Below are 24,015 nucleotides of genomic sequence, written 5' to 3'. Positions count from 1 at the left end.
GGCGCCTGCTCGATATGCGGCCAACCCGCACCTGCCCCCGAACCCCACCACAGGACCTAACAAAGCCCTACTAGGTGGCAGCAGATCGCCGAGGTGTTGCGCGCCCGGATCGCCGACGGGACGTACCCGCCGGATACGCGGGTGCCGTCACTCGTTCAGCTCACCGCCGAGTTCGGCGTTGCCTCCGTGACCGCGCAGAAGGCGCTGCGGCACCTGCGCGAGGAAGGCGACACCTACACAGTGCAGGGCCTCGGGTCGTTCGTGGCGCCCGGGCATGACAAAACGCCCCCGCCCTCCCCATGAGCGGGGAGAGCGGGGGCATGTTGGCAGGGGGTGAGTCGTCCCGGGCCGGCCTCCCACTACGGGGCCGGGCCGGGGCTTACAGCTCCACGTCGTGCAGGTACGGCCGGGCTTCGTCCGGTATCGGCTGCGGGGGCGGCGGCGGCTCCAGGTGGGCCTGCCGCATGTAACCGACCAGGGACCGCGCCCAGCCGGCGATGTACCGCAGGGCGAAGTCCTGCGCGTTGATGCGCCGCCGGTCTTGCTCCGTCTCCTCCTCCAGCTCGTCGATGCGCTGTCCCTGCCGGGTGATCTCCCGCTCCATGCGGTCGGTGACTGCCGTGAAGTCGTCGCGGCGCTGCTGCCCGCGCGGTTGTCGGCGGCCGATGACGGCCGTGACGATGCCGCCCACGGCCGTGACACTGGCGACGGCGAGGGCGCTGAGCGCGGTCAGCATTTCAGGTCTCACGCGGTGGCTCCGATCGTGCTGGTGGCTCGTCCCAGCCGATGGCGACCAAGCACACCGCCCCGAACGCGCCGAAGATCATTGCGACGACCCAGCCGAGGGGTGACTCGCCGAGCGGCCACCAGGACAGCAGGTACGCCATGGCCCACGGGGTGGCGATCAGCCACACCGCGAGGAAGCCGGGCCAGTCCCGGCGGGGTGGCAGCCATGCGCACACCAGGGCGAGCGCACCGGCCGTGATCCACACCCAGCCCCACCAGTCGAGCGGCGCCAGCTTGAGCAGCAGTACCAGCCCTTGCGGGTCGCCGGTCGGCTGGACGATCTGCCCGGAGCCGTAGCCCATGGCCATGACGCCTTTGAGGGTGAGGAGTGCGCCGCGGCGGCCCAGTCGCCTGGTGGGCCGCCGGGCCGCCGCGCGCATCAGGCGCCCCTGGGGAGACTGGCCGGGTCCTTGCCCGCCGGCAGCGTGGACGCGGTGCCCTTCCTGCCGAGTTGCTTGGCCACCCATGCCTTCGCCGACGCGGCTACCAGGGCGACGGGTGCGGCCCACCACACCGGGAGGTCGCCGACCTCGACGACGACCAGGCCGAGCGCGGCCTCGGCACCGGTCCATCCCGCGCGCTCGCTGAGGTCCAGAAGGAATCTGCTGTCCATCGTTCTCACCTCTTGGGGAGCTTGAGCTTCTGGCCCACGCTCAGGTCGTCAGGGTTCTTCAGGGAGTTGAGGCTGGCGATCTCCCGCCAGCGGGCGCCGTCGCCGAGCTTGGACGCGGCGATGGACCAGAGGGTGTCGCCGCGGCCCACGGTGTAGGTGCTGGTGCCGCCCGGCGACCAGCTGGCGGGGTGTTTGAGCCGTTCGGCGACCCGGGCGCGGATGTCCGGCATGCTGATTCCCGGCCCGCGCGGGTCGACTTTCCCGGGCTGCCACTCGGAGTGGCCGATGACGCTGGTGTTGCCGTCGCGACCCCAGTTGTGCGCCCGCAGCACCGCGGCGGCGGCGCGCACGATCGCCTCGACCTGTGCGGTCGGCCACGGGTCGGCTCCGTCGCCGAGGTTCTCGCACTCGAAGCCGTAGAAGCGGGCGTTGCCGTCGGTGTTGGCCTCGTTGTCCGCGGGGAGCGGCTTCTCGTCGATGACGGCGCGCAGCACGTCATCGTCCCCGAGGCCGGCGTGGTTGGTACGGCCGTACCCGACCAGGTGCACGCGGCCGTCCTTGGTGATGACGCCGTGGCACAGCGGCCCGGGCAGGGTGCTGTGCCCGCGGCGGCAGAGGTCGACCGTGGCAGCGCTGCCTCGGGTGACCGTGTGGTGGATCATCACGCCGTGCACCGGGCCCCAGGCGCCCTTCGAGTTGCGGTTGTGGTCGCTCCAGTCGCCGACCTCGACGACGTCCAGGCCCTCCGCTCTCAGCGCGGCGAGGAAACGGGCGGCGGTCAGGGGTGTGGCCATCAGGCCTCCAGGTATGAGAAAGGCCCCGGCCGGGTGGGCGCGGGGCGGTGGGCGGAGCAGGGTCAGGCGAGGCGGGTGAGCTTCAGGGCGCAGCCCGCTCTCAGGATGGTCGCGGCCGCGTTCGAGGTGTTCTGTGCCCAGCTCAGCGCGATCGTGCCGCCCGTCGCACCCACGACCAACGTGCCCTTCAGGGTCGTGCCGGTCGTCGCGGTGAACGTGACCACGCCCGCAGGCGTGGTGACGCCGACGCCGTCGTTGTCGGTCCACACCATCGTCGCGCCGGCCGGGACCGCCCAGGTGGCGCGGAAACCTCCGCCGCCCGTACTCCATACCGCCGCGATCTCCACGTCGTAGGTGGCGCCCGCCGCGACAGGCAGCGTCAGGTGCGGGTCGGCTGCGGGTGCGACGGTGCTGACCCGACTGGTGTCCGCCGCCTTGATCGCGTAGGTGGTCTGGCCGCCGATGCCCGGGTCGAACGGGCTCGTGGACGGGTTGACCGACGCGTCGGCGACGGTCCCGGTGTTGCCGTACCGCTTCACCCCGGTCACCGTGTTGGTGATGTTCACCCCGGCCTGAGTGGTGTCTCTCGTGCGCACGTTCCGCACGGTCAGGTTGGCGGTGTTGGTGGACACCTGCACGCCGAAGCCGGTCAGCGCGTACAGGTCGCAGTCGTCCACCACGACGCCCGCGCCGTCCCAGATGTGGATGCCGTTGGCGGTGGTGCCGGTGACCGAACTGCCCTCGATGGTCACGTCGGTGGCGGCCGCGGCCGGCGTGGACCGTGAGTCGACGGTGATGCCGACCCCGGTGGCGCCGTTGACGTGGGCGCGGATGCGGCCCCGGCGGGTGCCCAGGGTGCTCACCGCGGTGGCTCCACAGCCGCGGGCCACGACCCGGTCGACGGTGTAGTCCTCGACGTCGACCAGGCGCACGGCCTGGGCGCCGATGTCGCGGACCACGATGCCGGAGACGGTGGCTCCTTGGACGTAGCCGGTGTCCTCGCCCTCGATCCGGACGGCCGCGTCGTAGGTGCCGCCGCCGTGCATCACCAGGTCCTCGACGACGATGTTGCGCAGGGGCTGGCTGCCGGTGATGGTCGGCGAGCCGCCGCCCGCCGGGGTGCGATGGGAGGCGGTCGCGCTGGTCAGGGTGCGCATCTGCACGCCCGCCCCGCAGTCCTTCAGCGTCAGCCCGGAGACGAGGACGTCCTGCCAGGTGTAGCCGCCGACGGCCCACTGGGTGAGGCCCTCGCAGTACAGGTCGCGGATGACGATCCCGGTGTGCTGTTTGGACGGGCTGGCGGAGTGGGAGCCGACGGCGCGCGGCCAGCTGGTGGTGCCCGCGGTGCCGGACGGGCCGACCGTGCACCCCACGATCTGGATGTCCGCGCACGGGGTGTCGTCGTAGGGCCCGAACCCGCCAAAGTAGGCGCTGCCCTTGGCGAGGTCGGGCTGGATGAACTCGCTGAAATCCCTACCGCCGGGGTTGAGGTAGCCCAGGCCGCGCACGCCGCTGATGCGGGCGGTCTTCACGGCGTTCAGTTCGATGCCGTGGAAGCCGCACACGTCCTTGATCAGGGTGTCGCGGATGGTGACGTTCTCGGCGTGGCCGATGCTCATGACCATCGCCGACGTGGGGAAGGCGGGCGCCCGCGAGTCCCAGGTGCCGCCCTCGATGATGATGTTGCCGTGCCCGGTGTAGCCGCCGAACGTCTGGGCGGCGTCGCCGTTCAGGAGCATCGTTCCGGCGCCGTTCCGGCGGATCGTGGCGCCGTCGGCGAGGGTCAGGCGGGTGTTGCGGTAGATCCGCAGCGGCAGCGCCGACACGTTGTAGGCGCCCGGGGGGACGATGACGTGGCCGCCGCCGGCGTCCCGGGCCTTGTTCAGCGCGGCCTGCAGGGCGGCCCCGGTGACCGCGTCGGGCACGATGATCCCGGCCTTGGAGAAATCGGCGCCGCCGGCCTGGATCGGCTGCCCGCCGACCAGCAGCTGCCCGACGTCCACCGTGCCGGTGACGCCCAGGTCGCCGGTGATCGTGCCGCCCGCCGTGTCCAGCTTGGAGGCCAGGCCGTCGAACGCGGCGAGGGGGACCTCGCGGCCCACCTCGTACCAGCGCACCGGCTGCCCGCTGCTGCCGTTGTACTCGTACTCAATCGCCCCGTAGCCCTCCACCTTGAACGTGCGGATGGCGCCCGGTGTGTCGCTGCTGGCGGGGTTGGAGCGCAGTTGGGCGATCGGTGTGACGCCGTCCGCCTCGAACAGGGCGGTGACGATCGTGCCGGTGCCCGCCGCTCGGACGATGACCGGGTAGTCGGGGACGACGTCGCCCGTCTTGGTGGTCAGGACAGCGGACGGGGTGCCGCCGTAGGTGTACTGAGGCACGAGTCCCCCTCTCAGATGCGCCAGTAGTAGCCGGAGATGTCGACCCACGGGGTGCCGCCGGTGCCCTGGTACCACCAGAGGATGTCCCCGGCGACGCCGTAGCCCGAGGACGTGTTCGTGCCGAGGATCTCGAGGCGTCCGGCGCCGTCGGTGGTCTCCCCGGCCATCGAGCAGGTGCCCGCCCAGGTGCGCAGGCTGGGCGGGATGCAGTCCGCGGGCACGGAGCCGAGGTTGACCGCGTTGGGGTCGGTGATGTTGGTGCTGTCGACGCGTTCGACGCGGCCCTTCAGCTCCACGCGGCGGCCGCCGTCCAGCAGCATCAGCCCCAGGGACACGTCCCCGGCCTGGAACGCGGGTTTCAGCGTGACGGTGCGGTCCCAGCCGGGGGCCGGTTCCCACCACGTCGCCCACGTGTTCCCGGCGGCGGTCTTCTTCCACACCGTGCCGTCGGCGGCGGACACGATGGTGTGCACCGGGGCCGAAGCGAAGCGGGAGTCTCGCTCGGCCTTGTTGGCGACGTAGTGCACCAGGTGCCGGTCGATGGCCTCGGCGAGCGCCGCCATGTCGGCGGGCACGGTCGGGGACTGGCCGCCGCCCGGGACGGGCAGGCTGGCGTATCCGAGGGTGGCCACAGGCCCCTCCTTCAGGTCGAGAACGTGATGGTCAACTTGCCGCCGGTGAAAGCGGCGTACTGGCTCTGGCCAGTGCCGTAGATGGCCAGGCCGCGCGCCGACCCGGAGGCGAGCGCGTTGCGCCAGGCAGCGGGCAGGGTGGCGGTGCCCTTCGCGCCGACGGCCAGGGACAGCAGCCCCTCGGGGCCGTCGCCGAGGTTGAGCTGCCCGGACGGCGGCGAGGCGTGATTGTGCAGGTACAGCTGCATGCGGACCTTGCCGTTGATGCCGGCGCCCCGCTTCCGGGTGAACGCGACGGTCATCTTGGCGACGGTCTTGCCCGCGCAGGCGTTGCTGATCCGACTGCCGTAGAACCATCCGCCCCTGCGGTTGCCGCGGCCGGTCCAGTCGCCCTGTGAGGGCTCGTCACCGGCCAGCGGCCGCCCGCCCCGCCAGGCCCCCGCATCGGTCGGCGCGATGGTGACCGTCTTGGGCGGGCGGGTCGCGGGGGCGTCCGGGGAGGTGTCCCCGGCGGCCGCCAGCTGCGCGTACAGCACGCCCTTGCCGGCGCCGTCCTTCTTCGTCCACAGCTGGGTGACCTGCTGCCAGCCGGCCCCGGCCGGTGCGCCGGTGCCCCAGGTGTAGGCGGACACGGCGATCAGGTCCTGGGCGGCGTCCTGGGCGACCTCGATGGTGCGGGCGGTGTCCGCCTCGGCGGGGTCGTCGCCGAGCCGCCACAGCACCACCGGCACCACGCCGCGGCGTACCGCGACGGTGTCCCCGGCCTTGCGGTTGCGGTAGGCGTCCGTGCAGGCCACGTCGTACAGTTCGGCGCCGCCCATCAGCAGGTGCACGGTGCCGTCCTCGGTGACGTCGGTGACCGTCGCCGACACCGTCTGCAGGCCCCCGGCGGCGGCCTTGCCGAGCGTGTCGAGGTCCTTGCCGAACTCGTCCCGGATCCCCACTCAGGTCTCCCTTCGGGTGCTGGTGCGGGTCTGGCAGGTCATCCCGATCCCGCCCAGCTGGTAGGGGTCGGAGTCGATCAGGTGCCGCTCCCACACCCCGTCGGTGACCTCGACCTCGACGACGTCGCCGGGCTCGAGCGCCGGATTGCAGATCGCCGTGAAGCTGAGCGAGGACTGGATGCCGAGGGAGTCGGCGAGCTGGGCGCGCGCCACGACGGCGCCCTGCGCCTTGCTGGTGACCAGCGGGGAGGTGTAGCGGCCGGTGCGTACCCGCACCCCGGGCAGGCCCAGTCGCTGCGGTGCGAGCGGATCGCGCACCGGGTCGGGGCCCGCGTAGGTCAGTGAGGACGGGTCGGTGTCCCAGGCGTAGGCGGGCCCGACCGGGGCGGCGCCGTCGCCCGCGTCGCCGGTGACCACCCACAGGTTGCGCACGTTCTCCGCCGTCTCCTCCACGGACGGCTCGGCGGTGGCCAGGTGACGGGGGATCCGCCACACCACCGGCTGTTCCAGGGTCGGCACCGGCGCGAACGTGAGGGTGCCGCCGGCGTCCGCGTACACCTCCGCCCCGAGCGAGGGGGCGATGCCGGTGGACGTGCCGGAGGTGTCGCTGCCGCCAGACAGGGCCGCCCACCGGTCCTCGTCCACCACGAACGCCGGCAGCCTGGTCGATGCGTTGACGCCGTCGCGCCAGGCGACCGGGGCGCCGGGCAGGGCCTCGGCGATCAGCCGCTCGGCGCAGGCCTGCGCGCTGTCCGGGCCGACGGTGCGCGCGGTCGGCAGGTCCGCGCTGCGGATGACCTCCTCGCAGCCGAGCAGGTCCAGGGACACCCCGAGCCGGGTCCGCCGCAGTCGGTCGATGACGTAGCGGCCGGCCGGGATCCACTCCACCTCGCGCCGGGGCACCCCCAGGCCCTGAAAGAGCCTCACTTCGGTGGTGATGGAGTTGATGCCGTGGCGGCCGCGGGGCGCGTCCAGCAGCTCCACGGACGCGCTGTAGCGGCATTCCGCGGTACGGTCCGGCGTCACACTCCCGTCCCCGAACCGGGCTTCGGTCCAGGTGAGGCCGCCGTCGTTGGACCACTCCGCGCGCACCGGGCGCCGGCAGTAGGCGAGCGCGGCCAGCGCCTGCGGGCTGATGGGCAGCATCAGCCGACCGCCCCGTCGGTGGCCAGTGCCAGATACGACGGGTACGTGGCCACGGCCGCGTCGTAGGTGCCGAACTGGGCGGCGAGCGCGTCATACGACCAGCCCGGGGCGAGCATCGGCTGTCCGGCGGTGTCCGGCCGCTCGAGCGGGGTGATGTCGAACGTGACGGTGTAGCCGCCCGTCACCCCGAATTTTCCGGTGGGCTTCTCCCCCACGTCGCCGGGCACGAAATAGCGGTCGGGGATGAGGTAGCCGGGCCGTACCTGGGCGAGCAGCACCCCGCTACGGATCAGCTTCCGGAACCGCTCGATGTCCGCGGCGAGGACGTCGACCTGCACCGCCTCGGCCGGAGCGGCCGCCGTGTCGTAGGCGACCGCGGTGTACGGGCTGCCGGAGCGTGCGGCGGTGTCCTGCCGGGCCGCACTGGTGGTGCCCTGCGCGGGCCCGTACATCACCCGCATGGACAGGCTCGGCTCCTCGATGCTCTTCAGCCACAGGTCCTTGGTCTGCGCCGGTGCGGGCGCGGGCACGACCAGTCCGAGCGAGGACGACGGCCCCCAGCTGCCGTCCGCGTACTGCGGGGTCGCGGTGTAGACGACGGCCACCCCCAGCGGCGCCTCGTGGTCGTAGGCCTGCCCGACGCCGTCGACCGCCCACGCCAGGTCCGCCGACCGCACCGGGACGGGCTGTGCGGCGCCGGGGTCCTGGCGCACGATGCGCACCCGCCGGACCTCGGCGGCCCGGGGCACCGGCGGCGGGGTGACGCCGTTGTAGGCGAGCGTCACCCCGGCCCACTGCTCGTCGATGACGGCGGTCAGCCAGCCGTCGGGGCTGGTGAGGACCGTGGGCGGGGTGACCTGCGGCGCCGACGGGTCCACGATCATCGGCATGGCTGCCTCCTATTTCTTCGATCCGGCCCGCTTGGCGCGGCGGACGTCGTCCAGGCCCTCGTCGACCCGGTCGGACACGTAGGCCCGCAGCACCGTGCCGTCCTCGACGACCAGGTAGAGCGGCCCTGACGGCAGGCCACTGGATGCGCTGCCGGAGGACGCCCCGGACGTGACGGGGACGACCCCGGCGGGGACCGCCGAGGCGCCCAAGCGTGCGGCCGCCGACTCGATGGACGGCCCGGCGGCGACCATCCCGGCGACCAGTCCGGCCCCCAGGTCCCGCCCGGCTTCCGCGCCCTTGCGGGACGGGCTGCGGGCGTCGATGCCCTTCTTCGAGCGGATGGCCTTCACGGCGGACGCGCCGAGCTTGGCCATGGCCGCCTTGATCTCCTTCTCCTGCGCGATGAGACCGGTCAGGAAGCCCTTCGCGGCGTCCTTCCCGGCGTCGTGCATGGAGTCAGCCATGGTCCGCCCGTAGGACGTGGCGAGCTTGCTGCCCGTCCCGTGCACGCTGTTGAGCTGCTTGATCTGCGCCTTGTTGGCCCTGCTGACCATGTCGATGAGGGGGCCGCCGGGGCCCTGCTCCACCAGTTGGCTGATCAGGCCCTGGCTCAGCCCCTTCTTGGCCAGTCCCGCGATCTGCCCCTGGAAGGTCTTCAGGTCCGCCTGACGGTTCTGCATGGAGCCGAGCAGGCCGGCGAAGTCGGTGACCTCACCCAGCTGGGACAGGCCCAGGTAGTCGGTGGCCGACTTGCGCTGATCGTCGGCCGCCTGCCTGCCGGCGGCGATCCGCTTGCCCAGGCCGTCGCGCAGCCGGGCCATGTCCTGCAGCCGCTTGGACGCCTTGGTCACCGAGGCGATGAAGCCCTTGCTGCCGATCCCGGCGGCCTTCAGGTCCTTCACCAGTTCCTTGGACGCCTTGGCGATGGTGGCTGCCGAGCCGGTGAGGGACTTGGTGAACGCGGTCAGGTCGCCGGGCAGGTCCTTGCGGGCCTTGGCCCTCGAGGACGCGGTGCCCTTGGCGAAGCCGCGGGCGCCGACGCCCTCCCACATCCGCATCGAGTCGCGGGTGTTGTAGACCTCCTCCCCGCCCTTGAACTTCACCAGCTCGGGGCCCTGCTCGCCGACCCAGGCGACCTCGCCCGCCTTCGGCTTGCCGCCGTCGGCGTAGCCCTTGGCCGCGAAGCCGTAGTGGTGGGTGAACATCGAGTCGCGGTACGAGCGGGCGCGGGCGCCGACCACCACGCCGTCGCCGCCGCGGGACTCCACGTTGGTCCCGTTGATGGTGCCGGCGGTGTGGCCGACACCCGCGTTGGTGATGCCGATCATGTAGGGCGACTTCTTGTTCAGCACCCAGCCGCCCGGAGCGGTCGCCCCGGAGAACGCGCCCGTGGCCCACCGGCGGTGCGGCTTCTGACCCCGGATCACGGACTCGATGGCGGACACGAACCCACTGCAGTCCCAGCTTGGGTTGCCGTTGCCGCCCCACTGGTACTTCAGGCCCGCCTGGGTGCGCGCCCAGGACAGCGCCTTCTTGAAGCTGCCGCCGCCGATGCCTGCCTTCTCCATCTCCTTGTCGGCGTCGCCCGAGTAGCCGACGATCGTCTTGATCATCCGCTTCGGGATCCCGGACACCATGTCCCGGTACACCGATGCCGAGCCGGAGATCTTGTCGATCAGGGGCTTCACCACGGCGTTCAGACCGGCCACGGCGGAGTCCTTGATGCCGTCCTTCAGCCAGTCGAACCCACTCTTGGCCAGGTCGACGCCCTTGGACGCGGCACCCTTCACCCAGTCGAAGATGCCGCCCTTGGCGAACCCCCCGCCCTGGAACGGGCGCAGGGACTGGCCGCGCATGGCGGCCTTGTTCACCGCGAGCAGCCGGGCCCGCTCGTAGGGGTCGCGCATCGCCTCGGACACGGCCACACCCTCGCCGCGCCGCATCGGCACCAGCTGGTCGTCACCCTGCCGGTACGAGGACTGGCCGGGCAGCACACCACCCCGGGCGAAGCCCGTGATCGGGTCGAGGGTGGGGGCGCCGAACTTCTCGGCGACCGCGTTCCAGACCTTCACGACGCCGTTGTTGTAGACGGTGTCGATCACGAACTTCACCGGCGCCTTGGCGATGCCCTTGACCTTGTCCCAGGCCTTCTTGATGGCGTCCTTGGCGGTCCCGAACGCGTCACTGACCTTGCCCGTCGCCGACTTCAGCTTGTCGAACACCGGCTTCACGCCCGTGTTGTAGACGTTGGAGACCACCGTCTTGATGGCGTTGAACGCAGGCTTCACGCCGTTGTCGTAGAGCCATTTGAACCAGCTGCCGACGGTCTTCAGGCCGGTCGTGAACCAGCCGAAGACGGTCTTGACGCCGGACCAGGCGAGTTTGAGCGTGGCAACGATCCAGTTGAAGACCGGCTTCACCGCGTTGGTGTAGAGCCACTTGAACCAGCCGCCCACGGTCTTCAGGCCGCCCCAGACGAGCGAGAAGTAGAGCTTTACGCCCGCCCACCACAACTGTGCTCCGGCGACGATCCAGCCGAAGACGGGCTTGATCGCGGCCGACCACAGCCAGCTGAAAATGGCCCCGAGCACCTTCACGCCCAGGTAGATCGGGCCGAAGACCACGATCGCCAGGATCGTGGCCAGGATGCGCGCTCCGGTGGAGATGGCAGAGAAGACCGGCGACAGGACAGTGCCCCACAGCCAGGACGCCCACTGGCCCACCATGCGCACGCCGGCCATGAAGCCGTCGACCATGGGCTTGATGCCGTTCTCCCACAGCCACAGCGCGCCGGTCTTGATGGCCTCCCAGGCGCCCAGCACGATGTTGCGGAACGTCTCGGACTTCTTCCACGCCACCACCAGGGCGACGCCCAGGGCGACCAGCGCGATGACGACCAGGCCGATCGGGTTGAGCGCCATGACCGTGTTCCAGGCGGTCTGCACCGCGATGGCCGTGCGCTGCACAGCCGTCCAGGCGAGGATCACCCCGCGGTACACGCTGAATGCGGCCGTGACCCCGGCGGTCGCCAGGGCGTTGGCGGACAGCATCAGCGTCAGCCCGCCGACGATGACGCCGAGCGGGGCCAGCCAGATACCGAACTCCTTGAACCAGTTGATCGTGCCGCTGACGACGTCGCCCACGCCGCGGACCACCGGGGTCAGCTTGTCACCCAGCCACGTGGTGGCCGTCTTCACCGGCGGCACCACGTCGTCGTTCAGGAACCGGCCGAACTTCATCAGCGGCGGGATGACGTACTTCGTGGCGACGTCCCCGAGCGTCATCAGCGCCCGCCGCTTGAACTGCTCGAAGGAGACACCGGCGTTGTCACGCAGGTCGTCCCCGGCCTTCTTCGCCGCGCCGCCCACCTTGCCCAGGTCGTCGGTGGCCTTGGACGGATCGAGAGCCCACAAGGCGCCCGCCATGTCCTCGGCCTTTGTCCCGAACAAGCCGACCGCGGCGGCGTTCCGCTCGACGGGATCCTTCATGTTCCGGAGCTTGTCCAGCACCAGCTGCAGGCCTGCGGATGCGCCCTTGCCGCCGCCCGCGATCTGCGCGGTCATGTCCTTGGCGTTCAGCCCCAGGGCCTCGAAGCCCTCCGCAGATGCCTTGGAGCCGTCCGTGGCCCGGATCTGGAACTCCTTCAGGGAGTCGGCGATCACGTCGGTGTCGCGGGCACCGGCCTGCATGCCCTGGGAGAACATGCCCATGGTGGTCTGCACGTCCAGCCCCAGCGACCGGAAGATCGTGGAGTACTCGTTGAACGTGTCGGCGACGTCGTCGGCGCGCGGACCGAGCTTCTGCATGCCCGCGAACAGGGTGTCCAGGGCCTCGTTGCCGTCCTTGGCCAAACCTGTCTTCAGGATCTGGCCCACGCTGTTCGCCGTCTGCCCCAGGTCCAACTCGAAGAGGCTGGAGAGGTCCTGAACCTTGGTGGCCATCGAGGCGAGCTGCTTGGTGGTGGCCTTCTCCGGGGCCAGGCCGGCGGCCATGATGGCGCGCACCGCCTGCGCGCCCTCGTCGATGCTGCCGGTGACCGCGTCCGCGTACAGCTTCCCCGCGGCGGCGCCGGCGGTCTTCGCCTCCTTCGGCGACAGGCCCAGCTGGGCTTTGAGCTTGCCGGTGGCGGCCTGCTTCTCGATCGCCTCGCCGATGCCCTTGGCGACCAGGGCACCCACCACGGCGCCCGCGGCCAGGGCCCCGGCCTTCATCTTCCCGGCCATGCCCTCCATGAGGCCCGTGCCGCCAGTCTCGCCAGCAGACCGGCTTGCCTGCGCGACAGGCTCGCCGATCTGCTGGTTGAGGGACCGGCCGAAGCCAGACATGTTCGGCAGGACGTCGACCCACACAGCACCAGCGCGGGGCATACGATCACCCCTTCTCTGCGTGCTGGGGAGTCACCTGGGCGACGATCCGCATGTAGCCAGAGCGCGCCTCGGCGGCTTCCTTGCGGGCCTTCTTCTCGCGCTTCTTCTTCGCGCTGGGTTTCTCCGGTCGCCACACCGGGTCCGGGTACGGCGTGAGCGCTGACTTCTCGTCCCGGTTGGCGTTGCCGAAGTCGACACGCAGCCGGGCCAGGACATCGAGCAGGTCGGCCAGCATGAAGTCGCTGTGCTGCCAGTGGTGGCCCGCCAGCTTCCGGGCCAGGGCGCCGGTCGGTGGCAGGCCTTCCACCAGCACGCGCAGCTGGCGCAGGGAGATGTCCCCGCGCCAGAACTCGGCGATCGGATCGCGCGGCGCGTAGTGGTGGCACAGGTCAGCCTCGACGTCCTCGGGATGGTGCCCGAGGACGTCTAGGACCGTGTAGGGCGCTTCTTCACCTGGTCCTGCATGTCCTGCTGCACGGCCAGGAACAGCAGCGCGATCTCAGCGTCCGCGTGACCGGCGTCCTGGAACTTGGCGTACTGCTCCTCGCCGAGGATGGCGCGGGCCTTCGCCTTGTTGGTCTCGGCGCCGTCCACGGCTTCCGACCAGTCGTCGTCGGCGAACAGCGGGTGCGGGAAGGTGAGGACCTGCCCGTCGGCCAGCTCGAACTCCACGTCCTCACCGCCGACCGCGTCGGTGAACTGCTGCTTGACCTGCGACAGGACGTAGCGCTTCTTGTTCGGCTTGCTCATGGTCGTCTCTCGCTTCTGGGTGGCCGGTGGGTGAGCGGGTGAAGGCACAGCGGCGGCAGGGCTCACCCGGGGCCGCCGCCGCTGTGCCGGTTTGCGGGGAGCCGTCACGGCGTCTCGGGCTCCGGAGCCAGGTCGCGCCAGCCGGGACCGTCGATCCAGGTGACGGAGTCCGTGCCGAGGACGTCATCGAGGTACGCCTGGTAGGTCACGCCGCGGGAGATCTCCGCCGTGCGGGTCCACTGCTCGTCCTCGCGTCCCGTGCGCAGCGCGCTGGGGAAGTGGCGGACGATGTACAGCGGCTGACCGGTCGCCTTGTTGAGGTCCTCGGCGATGAACAGCAGCCGCCTGTAGAGGGTGGGCGGGGTCTTCGGCCTCGACCACGTCCAGGTCGCCGTGCCGAGTTCGGGAAGGGCACCGACGCCGGACAGCGGCAGGTTCTCGTACAGCGCGACGGCGGCCGCGTTGGTCTCCTGCGGCACCCACTGCGCGGTCGCCGTGTCGGTCTCCACATCGCTGCGGGTCGGCGAGGACGACTGCCCCGACTCCACGTCGGAGTTGGACAGGTCGCCGGAGAACGTCACGCCGTCGGTCGTGGTGAAACCGACCGGCACGTACCCGGCGGGCAGGGTCTGCAGGATCCCGGCCTCGTCGAACGGCGCGGCCACCGCGGGCGCGGAAGCGTCGGCGGCGAAGATGGCGTACCTGAGTGCCTTGCGGATCAGCGACTGGCGCAGCTCCGCGATGGTGGTGAAGTCAGCGGCCGGCATCGCGGCCCCCTTTCCATGACGAAGCCCCCGCACGCGGGCGGGGGCAGATGGTTGCTGCGCGTCAGGCGTCGGTCCTGGCGCGGGTGGTGAGCCGGTAGGTGGCGATCGCCCGGCGCAGGGCCGGGTTGCCGTAGGGGACTTCAACGGGCCGGCTTTCGGTGTCGACGGTGTCGATGACGACACCGCCCGCCATGGTGGCCGCCAGCGCGTGCACAGCCGACCGGACTCGCTCGGCGAGCTGCCACATGCTGGCGCGGTCAGCGCCGAAGGACTCCGTGTCGACCGTGACGGTGTCGGAGATGCGGTCGTCCGCGCCGCCCGCGATCCGCACCACCACGACCGGCAGGAGAGTTTCGACCTTAACCGGGACCTCGTCCGTGACGCGGACCCCGGCCAGGTGTGGCCGTACCCCCTTCATGACGGCCAGCTCCATGTCCGGCCACATCAGCCCTCCCCGGTGCGGGCCGCACGACCGAGGACGCGGCGCCGCTCGGTGCTCGAGGACCCGTACTCGTGGTCGCTCGCGTCCTCGCGGTCGGCGATCACCTTCGCGGTGGGACGGCCGCGCGGGCGGATCTCCTCCGACACGGTGATCGAGTCGGCGAACTCGGCGCCGATCTCCGACCGCGCCAGGGCCTTGGCCCGGGGCACGATCTCCTCGGCCGTCTTGCGCAGGGCGCCGCGCACCTGCTGCGACCGCATGACCTCGGGCAGGCAGGTCGGGTCGAACTCGAACCTGATGCCGCTCATCCGCTCACCGCCTTCAGGAAGACCTCGGTGTGGTCGAGCAGCCCGGCGTAGCTCTCGTGCTCGCCGGCCTCGCCGTCGACCTCGTACAGCACGCCCCGGAACTTCACCCGGGACGTGGGAGTCAGGCCCATGCCGGGCGGGCCGGCGAGCCGCCAGCGGGTGACGACCTGTGTGCGGCCGTCGTTCTGCTCGGTGCTCGAGACGGGCTGCATGTTGCAGTCCGGCACCTCACGTTCGACGTCCTCGTACACGTCGTGCCCGCGGTCGTCCTCACCGGCCAGCACCCGGTCGATGACCGTGATGGTGTGCCGGCGCAGCGGGTTGTCCAGCACCATCAGGCGTCGTCTCCCCGGTTCAGGCGGTGCGCCTCGACGGCGGCCCGCCACTGCTCGGTGATACCGACCGCCGCCGTGGCCGCGAACGACACGGACTCGGTGCCGGTGGTGATCTGCTGGATCGCCGGATCGGTTCGGTAGATCACGCGGGCCTGGTCGACGACGACCTCGGCAACGTCCTCCGGGACCGGATCGTGGCCGTGGTCGTAGGTGACGGTGACCTCCGCCCACTCCGGCCAGCAGCCGGACGGGTGCAGCAGCAGCCCGGCCTGCCGCCGCACCTTCACGCCCTCGATGGCCTGGCCGTCGACCTCCACGGCGGTCACCCGCCGGACCGGCGCAGCGGGCAGCCGAAGCACCCGCTGGCCGGACCCGTCCAGGAACACGGTGTCGTCGGTGACCAGGCTGACAGGGTGGCGGACCTGGCCGCGGAAGCGGCGGCTGGCGGCCCGCAGCGCGGCCAGCAGCCGCACATCGTCCGCCGGCAGCTTCAGCAGCACGGCCAGGTCCTCCGGGTCCGCGAGGTACGGCTCAGGCCCCGCCACCGCTGCCGCCCGCCGCCCGCTGCCGGGCCTCGGCGAGGAACTCGGCCCGCCGCTCCAGCAGCCCCTTCCGCTTCTCGCCCTGCGCCTCGATGTCGAGGACCCGGGCGGTCTCTTCCTCGTCGGCCTCCGCCAGGTGGGCGATGACCTGGAGGACGGTGTGCTCCGCCGGGTCGAACCCGCCCTGCTCGGCAGGCTCCTGCTCCCCCTGCGGTTCCTGCTGCCGGGGGTCGGCCTGCGCGCGCGTGAGCGGGCCCGCGGACCCGCCCGTGCGGGCGCGGTAGCGGCCCTCGTCCTCCGCACGCACACGGATCCCCTTGATGATGATCATCTTGTGCTCGGGCACGTGGATCAGTCCCTTCTCAGGCGGCCGGCTTCACGACGATGAGCCGGTTGGGCTTCCAGATGACCTGCTCCGCCCGCAGCTCGGCGCGCACGTACACGAGGTTCCGCTGCGCGTAGTCCTTGTGCTGGTTGAAGGCGAGGATGGACAGGCCCTCGACGTCCAGCAGGGCGACCTGCCGCCAGTCGCCGAGGATGACCGTTCCCGGGGCGAGCCGCTGCGACAGTGCACGCGCGCGGCCCCAGGACGTGTTCGGGCCCTGCCCGAACGGGCCCTGCCCGAAGAACCGGTCGCTCGCGTCCTGCAGCAGGTCCCACGCCTCGTCGTCCTCGGGCGACATGAGGCAGGCGGTGACGTTGCCGCCCGGCAGGGTGGTGATGCGGGTGATGGCCTTACGGATCGCCCTGACCTGCCCCATGGCGTCCGCGGTCGGCGTGTAGGTCAGTTCCTGCACGCCGGTGGTGTGCAGGATGCCCCGCGGGTCACCGGCGGTGCCGGTGCCGTTCAGGAGCTTGTCCTCGATGACGCTGTCGAGGGAGTACTCCAGCTCGTTGTTCATATACGAGGCCAGCGCCGGCGCGTCGCTGAGGAGCGCGTTGGTGACGTCGTAGCCGTCCGCGTAGGTGTACGGCTTGGCGTCGGCCAGCTCGGTCTGGATCGTGCTGGTCGGCTTCAGCGCGGACGCCGGGTCGCCGGGCAGGATCTCGTCCTGGACGACCGCCGCGTTGCGGGTGACGCCGGTGACCTGGAGGTACTCGAACGGGCCGGACGCCTGGCCGCGCGAGATGAGGTCGAGGATGGTCAGGTTGTCGCGGTCGACCTGGTCGACCATCGGCATCCGGACCGGCTGGACGTTGCCGAGGGCGACCTGCAGCGGCGCCGCGGTCGCCTTGCGGCTGGCCAGCCACTCCTTCATGGAGCCGACCCGGACCCGGCCGATGTCCACGGCGGACCCCTGCCCGAGCCCGGTGGGGTGCTGCTTGCGGAACTCCCCGTACAGCGACGACTTGGTGAACCGCTCACCGAACGTGGCGGCGTCGCTGTCCTCCTGCCGGTCCTTCACCTCCAGCTGCCCGGCCGGGCGCTTCGCGGGCGTCTTCCCCGCGTGCTTGGCGGCGGCGGCCTGGGCGGCGTCGGCGGCCTTGATCTTCCCGTCCAGCTCGGTCGCCTTGGCGTCCAGTTCGGTGACCTCCTTCACCTCCTCCTCGGTGAAGTCGCGGTCTTCGCTCTTGGCCGTCTCGGCGATCTCGGTGAGCCGGTCGACGGTCTCCTTGTACTGCTCGCGCAGCGTGGGCATGGTGCCTCCTACAGGCGGTGCTTGCGGATGGTGGCCCGTGCGAGCACCTGGGCGGGCGACAGACCGGACGACTTCGCGGGCGCCTCGGGGGCGGCGGCGGGCGTCTCGGCCGGCTGCTGGCCGGTCTCCTGCTCGGGGGTTGCCCGGCCCGCGGCGTTGGCGGGGGGCCGGGAAGTCTTCTGCGGTTCGGCTGAGGTGAGGACCTCACCGATCGATGCGTGCGCGGCGGACAGCGCGTCGTAGTTCGCCTGGCTCAGCACGCGGCCGGCCTTCGCTCCACGCACCAGATCGGCGGCCTTGGCGGCGAGCAGCTCGGTCTGCTGGTTCGCGCCGACCAGGCAGGGGCCGACCTCGTAGAGGCGACTGAAGCGCTTGATCTCGTAGTAGTCGCCCCACGGATGCGCGGCGAGGTCGTCGGTTTCGACGTAGGCCCCTTCCCCGACGTCGTAGGCGAAGCTGAACTGCTTGATGCGGCGGCCCTTGAGCAGGCCGTGCACGTGCTTGGCCGTGGGGTTGGTGTCCATGTCCTCGATCTGTGCGAGGACCTCCAGCCCGTCGGGCGTCTCGGTGGCCTCCAGAACGGAGCCGATGTGGGCGAACGGGTCGCCCCACTTGTGGCTCCACACCACGGGGATCGGGTCGCCGGAGGCCTTCCACTCGGCGAGGACCTGGGCGAACGCGCCGGGGGCGATGACGTCGCCCATGGAGTCCTCGTTGCCGAACACCGAGACGAGCGCCCGGAACTGGCCTTCCTGCAACCCGTCGGCGGGGCCGGCGGCTTTGATCCGGGCCTGTGCTTCCTTGGTGCGGGGCACGTCAGACCCCCCTCTCGTAGTCGAGTCGGCAGTTGCAGTTCGCGGTCTCGTCAGCGTCGCCGTTCGCGTCGCCGGGCCAGCGCAGGCGGTTGCTGAAGGTCTGGCCCAGCTCGACGCTCTCGCCGTTCATCCGCACGTGGCTCGCGCGCGGGTTCTTCCCCCCGGTCCGCCACACCTTGTGCGTCAGCCCGGAGGCGCCGGCCGCATCGTGGCTGCCGAAGCTGCGGGCTTCCGTCGCGGCGGTCACCGCGCGCATGCCGGCCGCGACGACCCACGACGCCAGACCGGCCTTGAGGTTGTCGCGCCAGTCGCCCTCTTCGCGGACGGCCGCCGTCGCCGCGGTGTAGGCGGCCTGCTCGTACTCGGCGGCGTGCGACTCGGCGGCCTTCGCCAGCCACGCCTCCATCACCCCCGGGTCCCAGCCGTCCGCCTCCGGATTCCAGATGCCGAGGACGGACCAGGCGCCGACCTGCGCCAGCCGAAACCCGTACCCCGCCATCAGCGCGGCCAGCTGCGCCTGACGCTCGGGACTGGACGCGGCCCACAGGTCGTAGAAGTCGGGCGGCCCGTCCGCCTTGGCGTCCGCCCGCTCCAGCAGGCCGTCAGCCTGCCGCTCCGCCCAGCCGGTGAGCGCGGCCGCGTAGGCGTCGCGTTCCGTCTCGAACGTGCCCAGGTCCTCCGGCCGCTCCGTCGCCTTCACGCGGGGCGGCCCTGCCCTTTTGGGAGACTCTCCGGCGCCGTGTCCCGCGGCGACGCCAGGCCGCCAACCACCACGTTGAGCGGCGTAATCAGGTCGTCCGTGCCGTCCACGTGCGGCAGGTTCTGCACCGCGCGGGCCTCGCTCCTCAGCATGTAGGGGGCGCCCACGGCGGTCTGCAGCAGCGCGGCCTGCTCCGTGAAGGAGCCGCGCAGCTTGGCCTCCAGGTTCGCCTCCACGTACAGGTTGGAGCCGGGGGCGAGCATCGGCACCAGCATGGAGTTCAGGACGTCCTGCCACTGCGTCACATACGGGCCCAGCGAGATGGTGAACAGCATCTGCCGGAAGGCGTCGATGTTGGAGAACGTGCCCTCACGGGCGCCGACCAGCTCCGGCGCGATGTGGTACGCGCTCGCCACCTCGGCGTCGGTGAGCTTGCGGCCCTCGATGTCCTGTGTCTCCTGCGGGTTGAAGGCGTTCACCGTGACCAGGCGCATGCCGTCCTCAAGGATCGGCGTACCGCCGACGGACGACCCGCGCCCCATGAACGCGTTGAACGCGGCCTGGAACCGCTCCTTGGCCGTCTTGGACCAGGCCGGCGCGTCCGCCGGGCGTTCGATGACGGCCGGGACCCGGGCGCCGTTCTTCCACACCGAGCGCCGCCACTCCACGGCTTCGGCCTGCTCGGCGAGGATCTGCCGGAGCGTCATCATCGGCGACGTCCCGTCCGCACCGACCGTGGAGTAGCCGTGGTCGTACAGGTACGGGGCGGGCAGCGTCACGACCTCCGCACGTCCCGTTGAAGAGATCAGGTGCAGGGCGTCCGCCTGGTCGTCGTCGTCGGCCAGGATGTGGAAGCGGCGGGCGGGCTTGCGGCGCAGCTCGAACCCGCTCGCGGTGTCCGCGCTGGGCAGGACCTGCTGGCACCACCGGTCGTAGATCAGCCAGTCCACCAGCGTCGCGTGCCACAGCCGCGCGGGCGACCGCATCGGCGCGGGCTGCGCGAGCAGCTGCGCCAGCGGGTGGTCGGTGACGCGCCTCCGGTCCGTGTCCGAGACGCGCTCGTAGACGTGCCAGGGGATGGTGCACAGCTGTCTGGCCACATAGTCGACGACCTTCCGCACGGAGGGCTGGGTCTCCCACACATGCGCGGCCGCCGCGGTGTCGGCGTACTGGGACAGCGGCACGCCCGGGTCCACTACGCGGATGCCGTTCGCGGCGAGGTACCCGCCCAGCTGGTTCAGGTCCTGGAAGGCCTCGGCGGCCTTGGCGAGCACGGGCACCCCGTCCTGGTCGATGACCTGCCCGGAGGCAGGAGTCTTACGGCGCGGCCACCAGCGCATGTCCGCCCCCTCTCTCAGATCGCTTCGAACTCGCTGTCCTCGTAGGCGGACCGGCGCACGGGCGGGCGGGCGAGGACCTCGGACATCGCGTCGCACAGCGCGGACACGCCGTCGATCTTGTCGCCAGCGCTGGCCTTGTCCGGCTTCACATTCCCCGCGCTGTCCATGGCGACGGCCAGGTTGTCGACCATCCACGCCATCACCGGGTTGCCCTCGTGCCGGAGCATCGGCCGGCCGCCCTCGCGGACCTGCTTCTGTCCCATCAGCAGCAGCCGCTGTACGGCCTTCAGCGCGGGCGACATGGACTTGTAGCCCTGGCCGACGCCGACCATCGGCGCCCGGTCGTTCTCCAGGTCGTTCGTCAACGGGGTGGACGACCAACGGTCGTAGCCCAGCGACTTCACGTCGAAGGAGTCCAGATCCTTGCGGATCTGCTTGCCGATCACGCCGTAGTCGGTGACGTTGCCCGGTGTCGTCTTCAGCCAGCCCTCACGCACCCACACCGAGGCGTTCTTGTCTGTCCGCCGGTCCAGGTCCTTGATGTTCTCCTCCGGCGTCCAGAACCTGACCACCATGTCCAGGCTGCCGTCCTCGTCGTCCGGGAACAGCCACACCAGCGCGTTCAGGTCGGAGACCGCGCCGAGGTCCAGGCCGCCGTAGGCTTCGCGGCCGCGCAGCTTCACCTCGTCGACTAGGGCGCCGTTCGCCTTCCACGAATCGAGCGTCAGGAACTTCGTGACCTGCTTCGTCCGGACGCCCAAGTGCAGGCGCAGGAACGACGCCAGTTCGGCCGGGGACTGCTTCGCCTTGTCCGCTGCCGTCCGCAGGTACGCCCGCGTCGGGCTGACGCCGTAGCCCGGGTTCGCCTTCCGCCACGTTGCCTCCTCGAACGGGTCATCCTCACGAGTCGCGGCGAAGACGACGCCGTACACGGCCGGAGCGGTGAAGGCGCCGCGGGCCAGCTGCTCGATCCGCTCGCGCTTACGGCCGTAGACCGACTCCTTCTTGCCGGCGTCCGCCGTCGTGATGATGAAGATCAGAGGCTGGCGGCGTGAGCCGGTCCCGGACTCGATCGTCTCCACCAGCTCCGGGCTCTTGTGCTCGTGCAGCTCGTCGACGATGCCGCCGTGCAGGTTCAGACCGTGCTGCGCGCCCGCCAAGCTGGACACCGGCTTGAAGTACGAGTCCGTCTTGGGGTGCAGGATCACCCCGGCCAGCGGCTGCATCACCCGCTTCAGCGCGGGCGACTTCTCCACGATCGCCTTCACCGGCTTGAACAGCAGCCCCGCCTGCTCCTTCGTCACCGCAGCCGTGATGACCTGCGCGCCCGGCTCCCCGTCCGCCGCCATCAGGTACAGCGCGATCCCGCCGGCCAAAGTGGTTTTGCCATTCTTGCGCGGCACGTCGACGTAGACCTCGCGGATGATCCGCACGTACATGTCGGCGTCGTCGTCCCAGTGCACCCACCCGAAAATGGGCGCCAGGATGTAGGCGATCTGCCAGGGGTCCGGCCGCAGAGGCTGCCCGGCGAGCGCGCCCTGGGTGTGCCGCAGCTGGTCGAACGCCCGCAGCACCTTGTCGACGCGTTCGGCATCGAACACGGCGCCCGGCTCCTCGCGGGGCTCCGGCGTCTTGATCAGCGGCGGGCAGTCCGGCAGCGGGATCCCGCGCTCGGCCAGGTACCAGGCGACTTCGGGGCTGAGCTTCAGCTCGGCGAGCAGCTCGTCATCGAGGTACGCGGCCGGGGTCGTCTTACCCGAACGGGTTGTCGGGGTCCGGCTCATGCTCCGACCCCCTCGCCAGCTGCTGCTCCGTCGACGGAGTCAGCCCGAAGTGGGCAGCCCACGCACGCAGCTCACGGCCGGCCGCGCGCGCGATGCCGACCGCCGGGTGCGGCAGGGTGCCCTGCTTCGCCTCGAACGTCAGCCCCTCCCGCGCCACGGTCTCCGTTGCCTCCCGGAACGTCGCCCACGCCTCGCAGTACGCGGCCAGCGACGCCCGGTCCTCGGGCTTGAGCAAGTCGAGCCGGGACAGGCCAGGAACGACGCGGTCCCACTCGGCGCGGGCCTCGTCCGAGAGCCAGTCCGGCGCCTCGGGCGGGAGCCGCTTGAACGCGGGCCCGGGGTTGACGTCGCGGCCTGCGGAGTCCTTGCCGGGCGCCCGGCCCTTGATCAACTTCAGGGCGGCGGGCTGAGCGGTCCTTCCCATCGGGTAGACCCCCCTTCAAGATTCTGTGCACGCACGCGCCGAGCTGACGGCGCCGGGCCCCCTGGCGATCAGTCCAGCGATCCAGACTCCCCTTCCCCCGGGGTGGGGTTGGGGGCGCGGTGGCCTCGGAGCCATGCGGCCACTTCGTCGACCGTGTCCCCGCAGGTGAACGCGTGACGGTCTGCGTTGGCCGTTGCGATCAGCTCGTCGGCCAGCTCGGCGGCCACGAGAGCTGTGATCGGCCCACGGGAAGCCTCCGGAAGGCTCTGGACGGCCTCCTGGGAGGCTCGCAGGGGCTCTTGGGCTGCCATGTTGGCCTCCAGCGGGTCAGCGAGGCCTGCGGCGTGCCCTGTTGGCGCGCGCGGCCTCTGCCTTACTCTTGATCAGGTGGCAGTCGATACAGATCAGTCCGAGGTTGTCGAGGTCCTCGACTGCTCCGCCTTCGCTGATCGGTCTGATGTGGTCCAGCTCGTGCTGGTGCTCGCCGTCGGGATCGTCCTCGCGGTCAGGCTGCTCGATGCCGCATCGGTAGCAGCATCCGTTGTCGCGGATGGTGACGCGTCGCTTGAGCGTGCGCCATCTGCCTGAGCTGATCCCGTAGCGCGCTGCCTTGTCGTCCCTGCCTGCCCATGAGATGCGCTGGTGCTGGTCGCATCGGCCTTGGGGGACGAGGGCACGGCACCCTGGGTGGGCGCATCGGGTGGGGGGCCGGGTGGGCACGGGGGGTACCTCCCGGGGGGGTGCTCGGGGAGGGGGTACCTCCCGGGGGTCTCTCCTGGGGGGTGGGTCAGGGGGTGGGGCATGCGTAAGGCCCCGCTGGTGGGCGGGGCCTTGGGGTGTCTGTGGTGCCTCATGTGGGCACAGTGGTGCACCGCGATCGTGACACGTCGTCTGACCTGCGGTCAAGCAGCGTCAAGGGTGCGGCGTTCGGCGGCCAGGGCGGCGACGTCTGCGGCGGCGTACCAGGGTTGGCGCGGGCTGCCGCCGGATCGCTTCAGCCGGCCGCGCTGAACGATCTTGCGGACGCCTTCGGGACTGATGCCGAGGGCGCGGGCGACGTCGCGGGTGCCGTAGTAGCCGGGCGGGACCTGCTCACTCATCAGCCCATTGTGACGCAGTGCTGTGCAGGTTGTAGGCCCTGCAGTGCGCTTCGATTTCGTCTTGGATGCGGTCGAGGACTTCACGGCATGACTGCTCGAATGACCGGCTGATCTCGTCTGCTTGCTCATCGCTGTACCGGCCGCTGTTGATGTCTTCCTCTACCAGCTCGCGGGCGCGGTCGTTGGCGATGTTCTGCTTGCGATACTTGTCCTGCAGGCGTCGGAGTTCGGCAGTGCCGTCAGGCTCGTTCACATCCTCGACGAGGTCATCGCTCATGGTGCGGTCTCTCCCCTTTGTAGGACTGGTTCATGCCCGCGCCAGTGAGTGAGGCTGTGGTGAACGCCAGAGAGGCCGCTTTCGGGCCCTCTGGAAGGGCACTGGGAGCGGCCTCACTGCCTCACTTGATCGCCGTTTTCGCTGATCAACGCCAGTGAGGGCGGGCAGTGACGCTCCGAGTGGAAAGTCACTGCCCACTGCCGGGTCACTGAGCCTCTGCGAGCTCCTCCGCCCGCC

At 71.0% G+C, this 24,015-nt stretch carries 29 protein-coding genes; 1 reads left to right on the top strand and 28 read right to left on the bottom strand.

What is annotated here, in order from left to right:
* The first annotated feature begins 93 nt into the window (after nucleotides 1-93).
* Nucleotides 94-303, top strand: coding sequence for a GntR family transcriptional regulator (locus JL475_RS33655; protein ID WP_202281997.1), 210 nt, complete (start codon nucleotides 94-96; stop codon nucleotides 301-303).
* A 76-nt stretch (nucleotides 304-379) separates the two neighbouring features.
* Here the strand turns inward: JL475_RS33655 and JL475_RS33650 are convergent, their stop codons facing one another.
* The 28 genes from JL475_RS33650 to JL475_RS33515 all read right to left on the bottom strand — a co-directional run bounded on the left by JL475_RS33650 (nucleotide 380) and on the right by JL475_RS33515 (nucleotide 23,778).
* Nucleotides 380-748 (bottom strand): hypothetical protein, encoded by a 369-nt coding sequence (locus JL475_RS33650; protein ID WP_202281996.1) that lies wholly within the window; start codon nucleotides 746-748, stop codon nucleotides 380-382.
* Nucleotides 738-1,166 (bottom strand): hypothetical protein, encoded by a 429-nt coding sequence (locus JL475_RS33645; RefSeq protein ID WP_202281995.1) that lies wholly within the window; start codon nucleotides 1,164-1,166, stop codon nucleotides 738-740. Before JL475_RS33645 ends, JL475_RS33650 begins: the two co-directional genes overlap by 11 nt.
* Nucleotides 1,166-1,399 carry a hypothetical protein gene (locus JL475_RS33640; RefSeq protein WP_202281994.1) on the bottom strand — a complete coding sequence of 78 codons (234 nt, stop codon included), beginning with the start codon at nucleotides 1,397-1,399 and terminating at the stop codon, nucleotides 1,166-1,168. Before JL475_RS33640 ends, JL475_RS33645 begins: the two co-directional genes overlap by 1 nt.
* A 5-nt stretch (nucleotides 1,400-1,404) precedes the next feature.
* Nucleotides 1,405-2,193, bottom strand: a complete 789-nt coding sequence (locus tag JL475_RS33635; protein ID WP_202281993.1) for an N-acetylmuramoyl-L-alanine amidase — start codon at nucleotides 2,191-2,193, stop codon at nucleotides 1,405-1,407.
* Nucleotides 2,194-2,255: 62 nt separating this feature from the next.
* The gene (locus JL475_RS41575) at nucleotides 2,256-4,574 is read right to left on the bottom strand and encodes a right-handed parallel beta-helix repeat-containing protein (RefSeq protein WP_202281991.1); all 2,319 of its coding nucleotides are present in this window, start codon (nucleotides 4,572-4,574) and stop codon (nucleotides 2,256-2,258) included.
* Between the two features lie 11 nt (nucleotides 4,575-4,585).
* Nucleotides 4,586-5,206: a hypothetical protein gene (locus JL475_RS33625; protein ID WP_202281989.1), complete on the bottom strand. Its 621-nt coding sequence runs from the start codon at nucleotides 5,204-5,206 to the stop codon at nucleotides 4,586-4,588.
* A gap of 11 nt (nucleotides 5,207-5,217) precedes the next feature.
* The gene (locus tag JL475_RS33620) at nucleotides 5,218-6,150 is read right to left on the bottom strand and encodes a hypothetical protein (protein WP_202281987.1); all 933 of its coding nucleotides are present in this window, start codon (nucleotides 6,148-6,150) and stop codon (nucleotides 5,218-5,220) included.
* Nucleotides 6,151-7,296, bottom strand: coding sequence for a phage tail protein (locus JL475_RS33615; protein WP_202281985.1), 1,146 nt, complete (start codon nucleotides 7,294-7,296; stop codon nucleotides 6,151-6,153). It lies immediately after the preceding gene.
* A complete protein-coding gene (locus JL475_RS33610) occupies nucleotides 7,296-8,186 on the bottom strand; it encodes a hypothetical protein (RefSeq protein ID WP_202281984.1) in 891 nt (296 codons plus the stop codon). The genes JL475_RS33615 and JL475_RS33610 overlap by 1 nt, the downstream gene beginning before the upstream one ends.
* Nucleotides 8,187-8,195: 9 nt before the next feature.
* On the bottom strand, nucleotides 8,196-12,554 hold the full coding sequence (locus JL475_RS33605) for a phage tail tape measure protein (RefSeq protein ID WP_202281983.1): 4,359 nt from the start codon (nucleotides 12,552-12,554) through the stop codon (nucleotides 8,196-8,198).
* Between the two features lie 4 nt (nucleotides 12,555-12,558).
* Nucleotides 12,559-12,867 carry a hypothetical protein gene (locus tag JL475_RS33600; protein WP_307825240.1) on the bottom strand — a complete coding sequence of 103 codons (309 nt, stop codon included), beginning with the start codon at nucleotides 12,865-12,867 and terminating at the stop codon, nucleotides 12,559-12,561.
* Between the two features lie 113 nt (nucleotides 12,868-12,980).
* Nucleotides 12,981-13,304, bottom strand: a complete 324-nt coding sequence (locus tag JL475_RS33595) for a hypothetical protein (RefSeq protein ID WP_237409033.1) — start codon at nucleotides 13,302-13,304, stop codon at nucleotides 12,981-12,983.
* A 104-nt stretch (nucleotides 13,305-13,408) separates the two neighbouring features.
* The gene (locus JL475_RS33590; RefSeq protein WP_202281982.1) at nucleotides 13,409-14,071 is read right to left on the bottom strand and encodes a phage tail protein; all 663 of its coding nucleotides are present in this window, start codon (nucleotides 14,069-14,071) and stop codon (nucleotides 13,409-13,411) included.
* Between the two features lie 61 nt (nucleotides 14,072-14,132).
* Nucleotides 14,133-14,516, bottom strand: a complete 384-nt coding sequence (locus JL475_RS33585) for a hypothetical protein (protein WP_202281981.1) — start codon at nucleotides 14,514-14,516, stop codon at nucleotides 14,133-14,135.
* Nucleotides 14,516-14,821, bottom strand: a complete 306-nt coding sequence (locus tag JL475_RS33580) for an HK97 gp10 family phage protein (RefSeq protein ID WP_202281980.1) — start codon at nucleotides 14,819-14,821, stop codon at nucleotides 14,516-14,518. The genes JL475_RS33585 and JL475_RS33580 overlap by 1 nt, the downstream gene beginning before the upstream one ends.
* On the bottom strand, nucleotides 14,818-15,156 hold the full coding sequence (locus tag JL475_RS33575) for a hypothetical protein (protein WP_202281979.1): 339 nt from the start codon (nucleotides 15,154-15,156) through the stop codon (nucleotides 14,818-14,820). The genes JL475_RS33580 and JL475_RS33575 overlap by 4 nt, the downstream gene beginning before the upstream one ends.
* Complete coding sequence (locus tag JL475_RS33570) at nucleotides 15,156-15,701, bottom strand: mobile element protein (protein WP_202281978.1); 546 nt, start codon at nucleotides 15,699-15,701, stop codon at nucleotides 15,156-15,158. The genes JL475_RS33575 and JL475_RS33570 overlap by 1 nt, the downstream gene beginning before the upstream one ends.
* On the bottom strand, nucleotides 15,688-16,044 hold the full coding sequence (locus JL475_RS33565; protein ID WP_202281977.1) for a hypothetical protein: 357 nt from the start codon (nucleotides 16,042-16,044) through the stop codon (nucleotides 15,688-15,690). Before JL475_RS33565 ends, JL475_RS33570 begins: the two co-directional genes overlap by 14 nt.
* A 16-nt stretch (nucleotides 16,045-16,060) precedes the next feature.
* On the bottom strand, nucleotides 16,061-17,338 hold the full coding sequence (locus JL475_RS33560) for a phage major capsid protein (protein WP_202281976.1): 1,278 nt from the start codon (nucleotides 17,336-17,338) through the stop codon (nucleotides 16,061-16,063).
* An 8-nt stretch (nucleotides 17,339-17,346) separates the two neighbouring features.
* Nucleotides 17,347-18,153 (bottom strand): HK97 family phage prohead protease, encoded by an 807-nt coding sequence (locus JL475_RS33555; protein WP_202281975.1) that lies wholly within the window; start codon nucleotides 18,151-18,153, stop codon nucleotides 17,347-17,349.
* 1 nt (nucleotide 18,154) lies between these two features.
* The gene (locus tag JL475_RS33550; RefSeq protein ID WP_202281974.1) at nucleotides 18,155-18,853 is read right to left on the bottom strand and encodes a hypothetical protein; all 699 of its coding nucleotides are present in this window, start codon (nucleotides 18,851-18,853) and stop codon (nucleotides 18,155-18,157) included.
* Entirely contained in the window at nucleotides 18,850-20,193 is a 1,344-nt protein-coding gene (locus JL475_RS33545) for a phage portal protein (RefSeq protein ID WP_202281973.1), read from the bottom strand. The genes JL475_RS33550 and JL475_RS33545 overlap by 4 nt, the downstream gene beginning before the upstream one ends.
* 14 nt (nucleotides 20,194-20,207) lie before the next feature.
* Entirely contained in the window at nucleotides 20,208-21,977 is a 1,770-nt protein-coding gene (locus JL475_RS33540) for a terminase large subunit (protein WP_202281972.1), read from the bottom strand.
* Nucleotides 21,946-22,401: a phage terminase small subunit P27 family gene (locus tag JL475_RS33535; protein WP_202281971.1), complete on the bottom strand. Its 456-nt coding sequence runs from the start codon at nucleotides 22,399-22,401 to the stop codon at nucleotides 21,946-21,948. The genes JL475_RS33540 and JL475_RS33535 overlap by 32 nt, the downstream gene beginning before the upstream one ends.
* A gap of 68 nt (nucleotides 22,402-22,469) precedes the next feature.
* The gene (locus JL475_RS33530; protein ID WP_202281970.1) at nucleotides 22,470-22,712 is read right to left on the bottom strand and encodes a hypothetical protein; all 243 of its coding nucleotides are present in this window, start codon (nucleotides 22,710-22,712) and stop codon (nucleotides 22,470-22,472) included.
* A 16-nt stretch (nucleotides 22,713-22,728) separates the two neighbouring features.
* Nucleotides 22,729-23,121, bottom strand: a complete 393-nt coding sequence (locus tag JL475_RS33525) for an HNH endonuclease (protein WP_202281969.1) — start codon at nucleotides 23,119-23,121, stop codon at nucleotides 22,729-22,731.
* 182 nt (nucleotides 23,122-23,303) lie between these two features.
* On the bottom strand, nucleotides 23,304-23,501 hold the full coding sequence (locus JL475_RS33520; RefSeq protein WP_202281968.1) for a hypothetical protein: 198 nt from the start codon (nucleotides 23,499-23,501) through the stop codon (nucleotides 23,304-23,306).
* Entirely contained in the window at nucleotides 23,494-23,778 is a 285-nt protein-coding gene (locus JL475_RS33515) for a hypothetical protein (protein ID WP_202281967.1), read from the bottom strand. The genes JL475_RS33520 and JL475_RS33515 overlap by 8 nt, the downstream gene beginning before the upstream one ends.
* Between the last annotated feature and the right edge of the window lie 237 nt (nucleotides 23,779-24,015).

Origin of the sequence: Streptomyces sp. M2CJ-2, from assembly GCF_016757295.1 — a bacterium.
Classification (GTDB): Bacteria; Actinomycetota; Actinomycetes; order Streptomycetales; family Streptomycetaceae; genus Streptomyces.
This window is presented reverse-complemented; position numbering and strand designations above follow the sequence as displayed.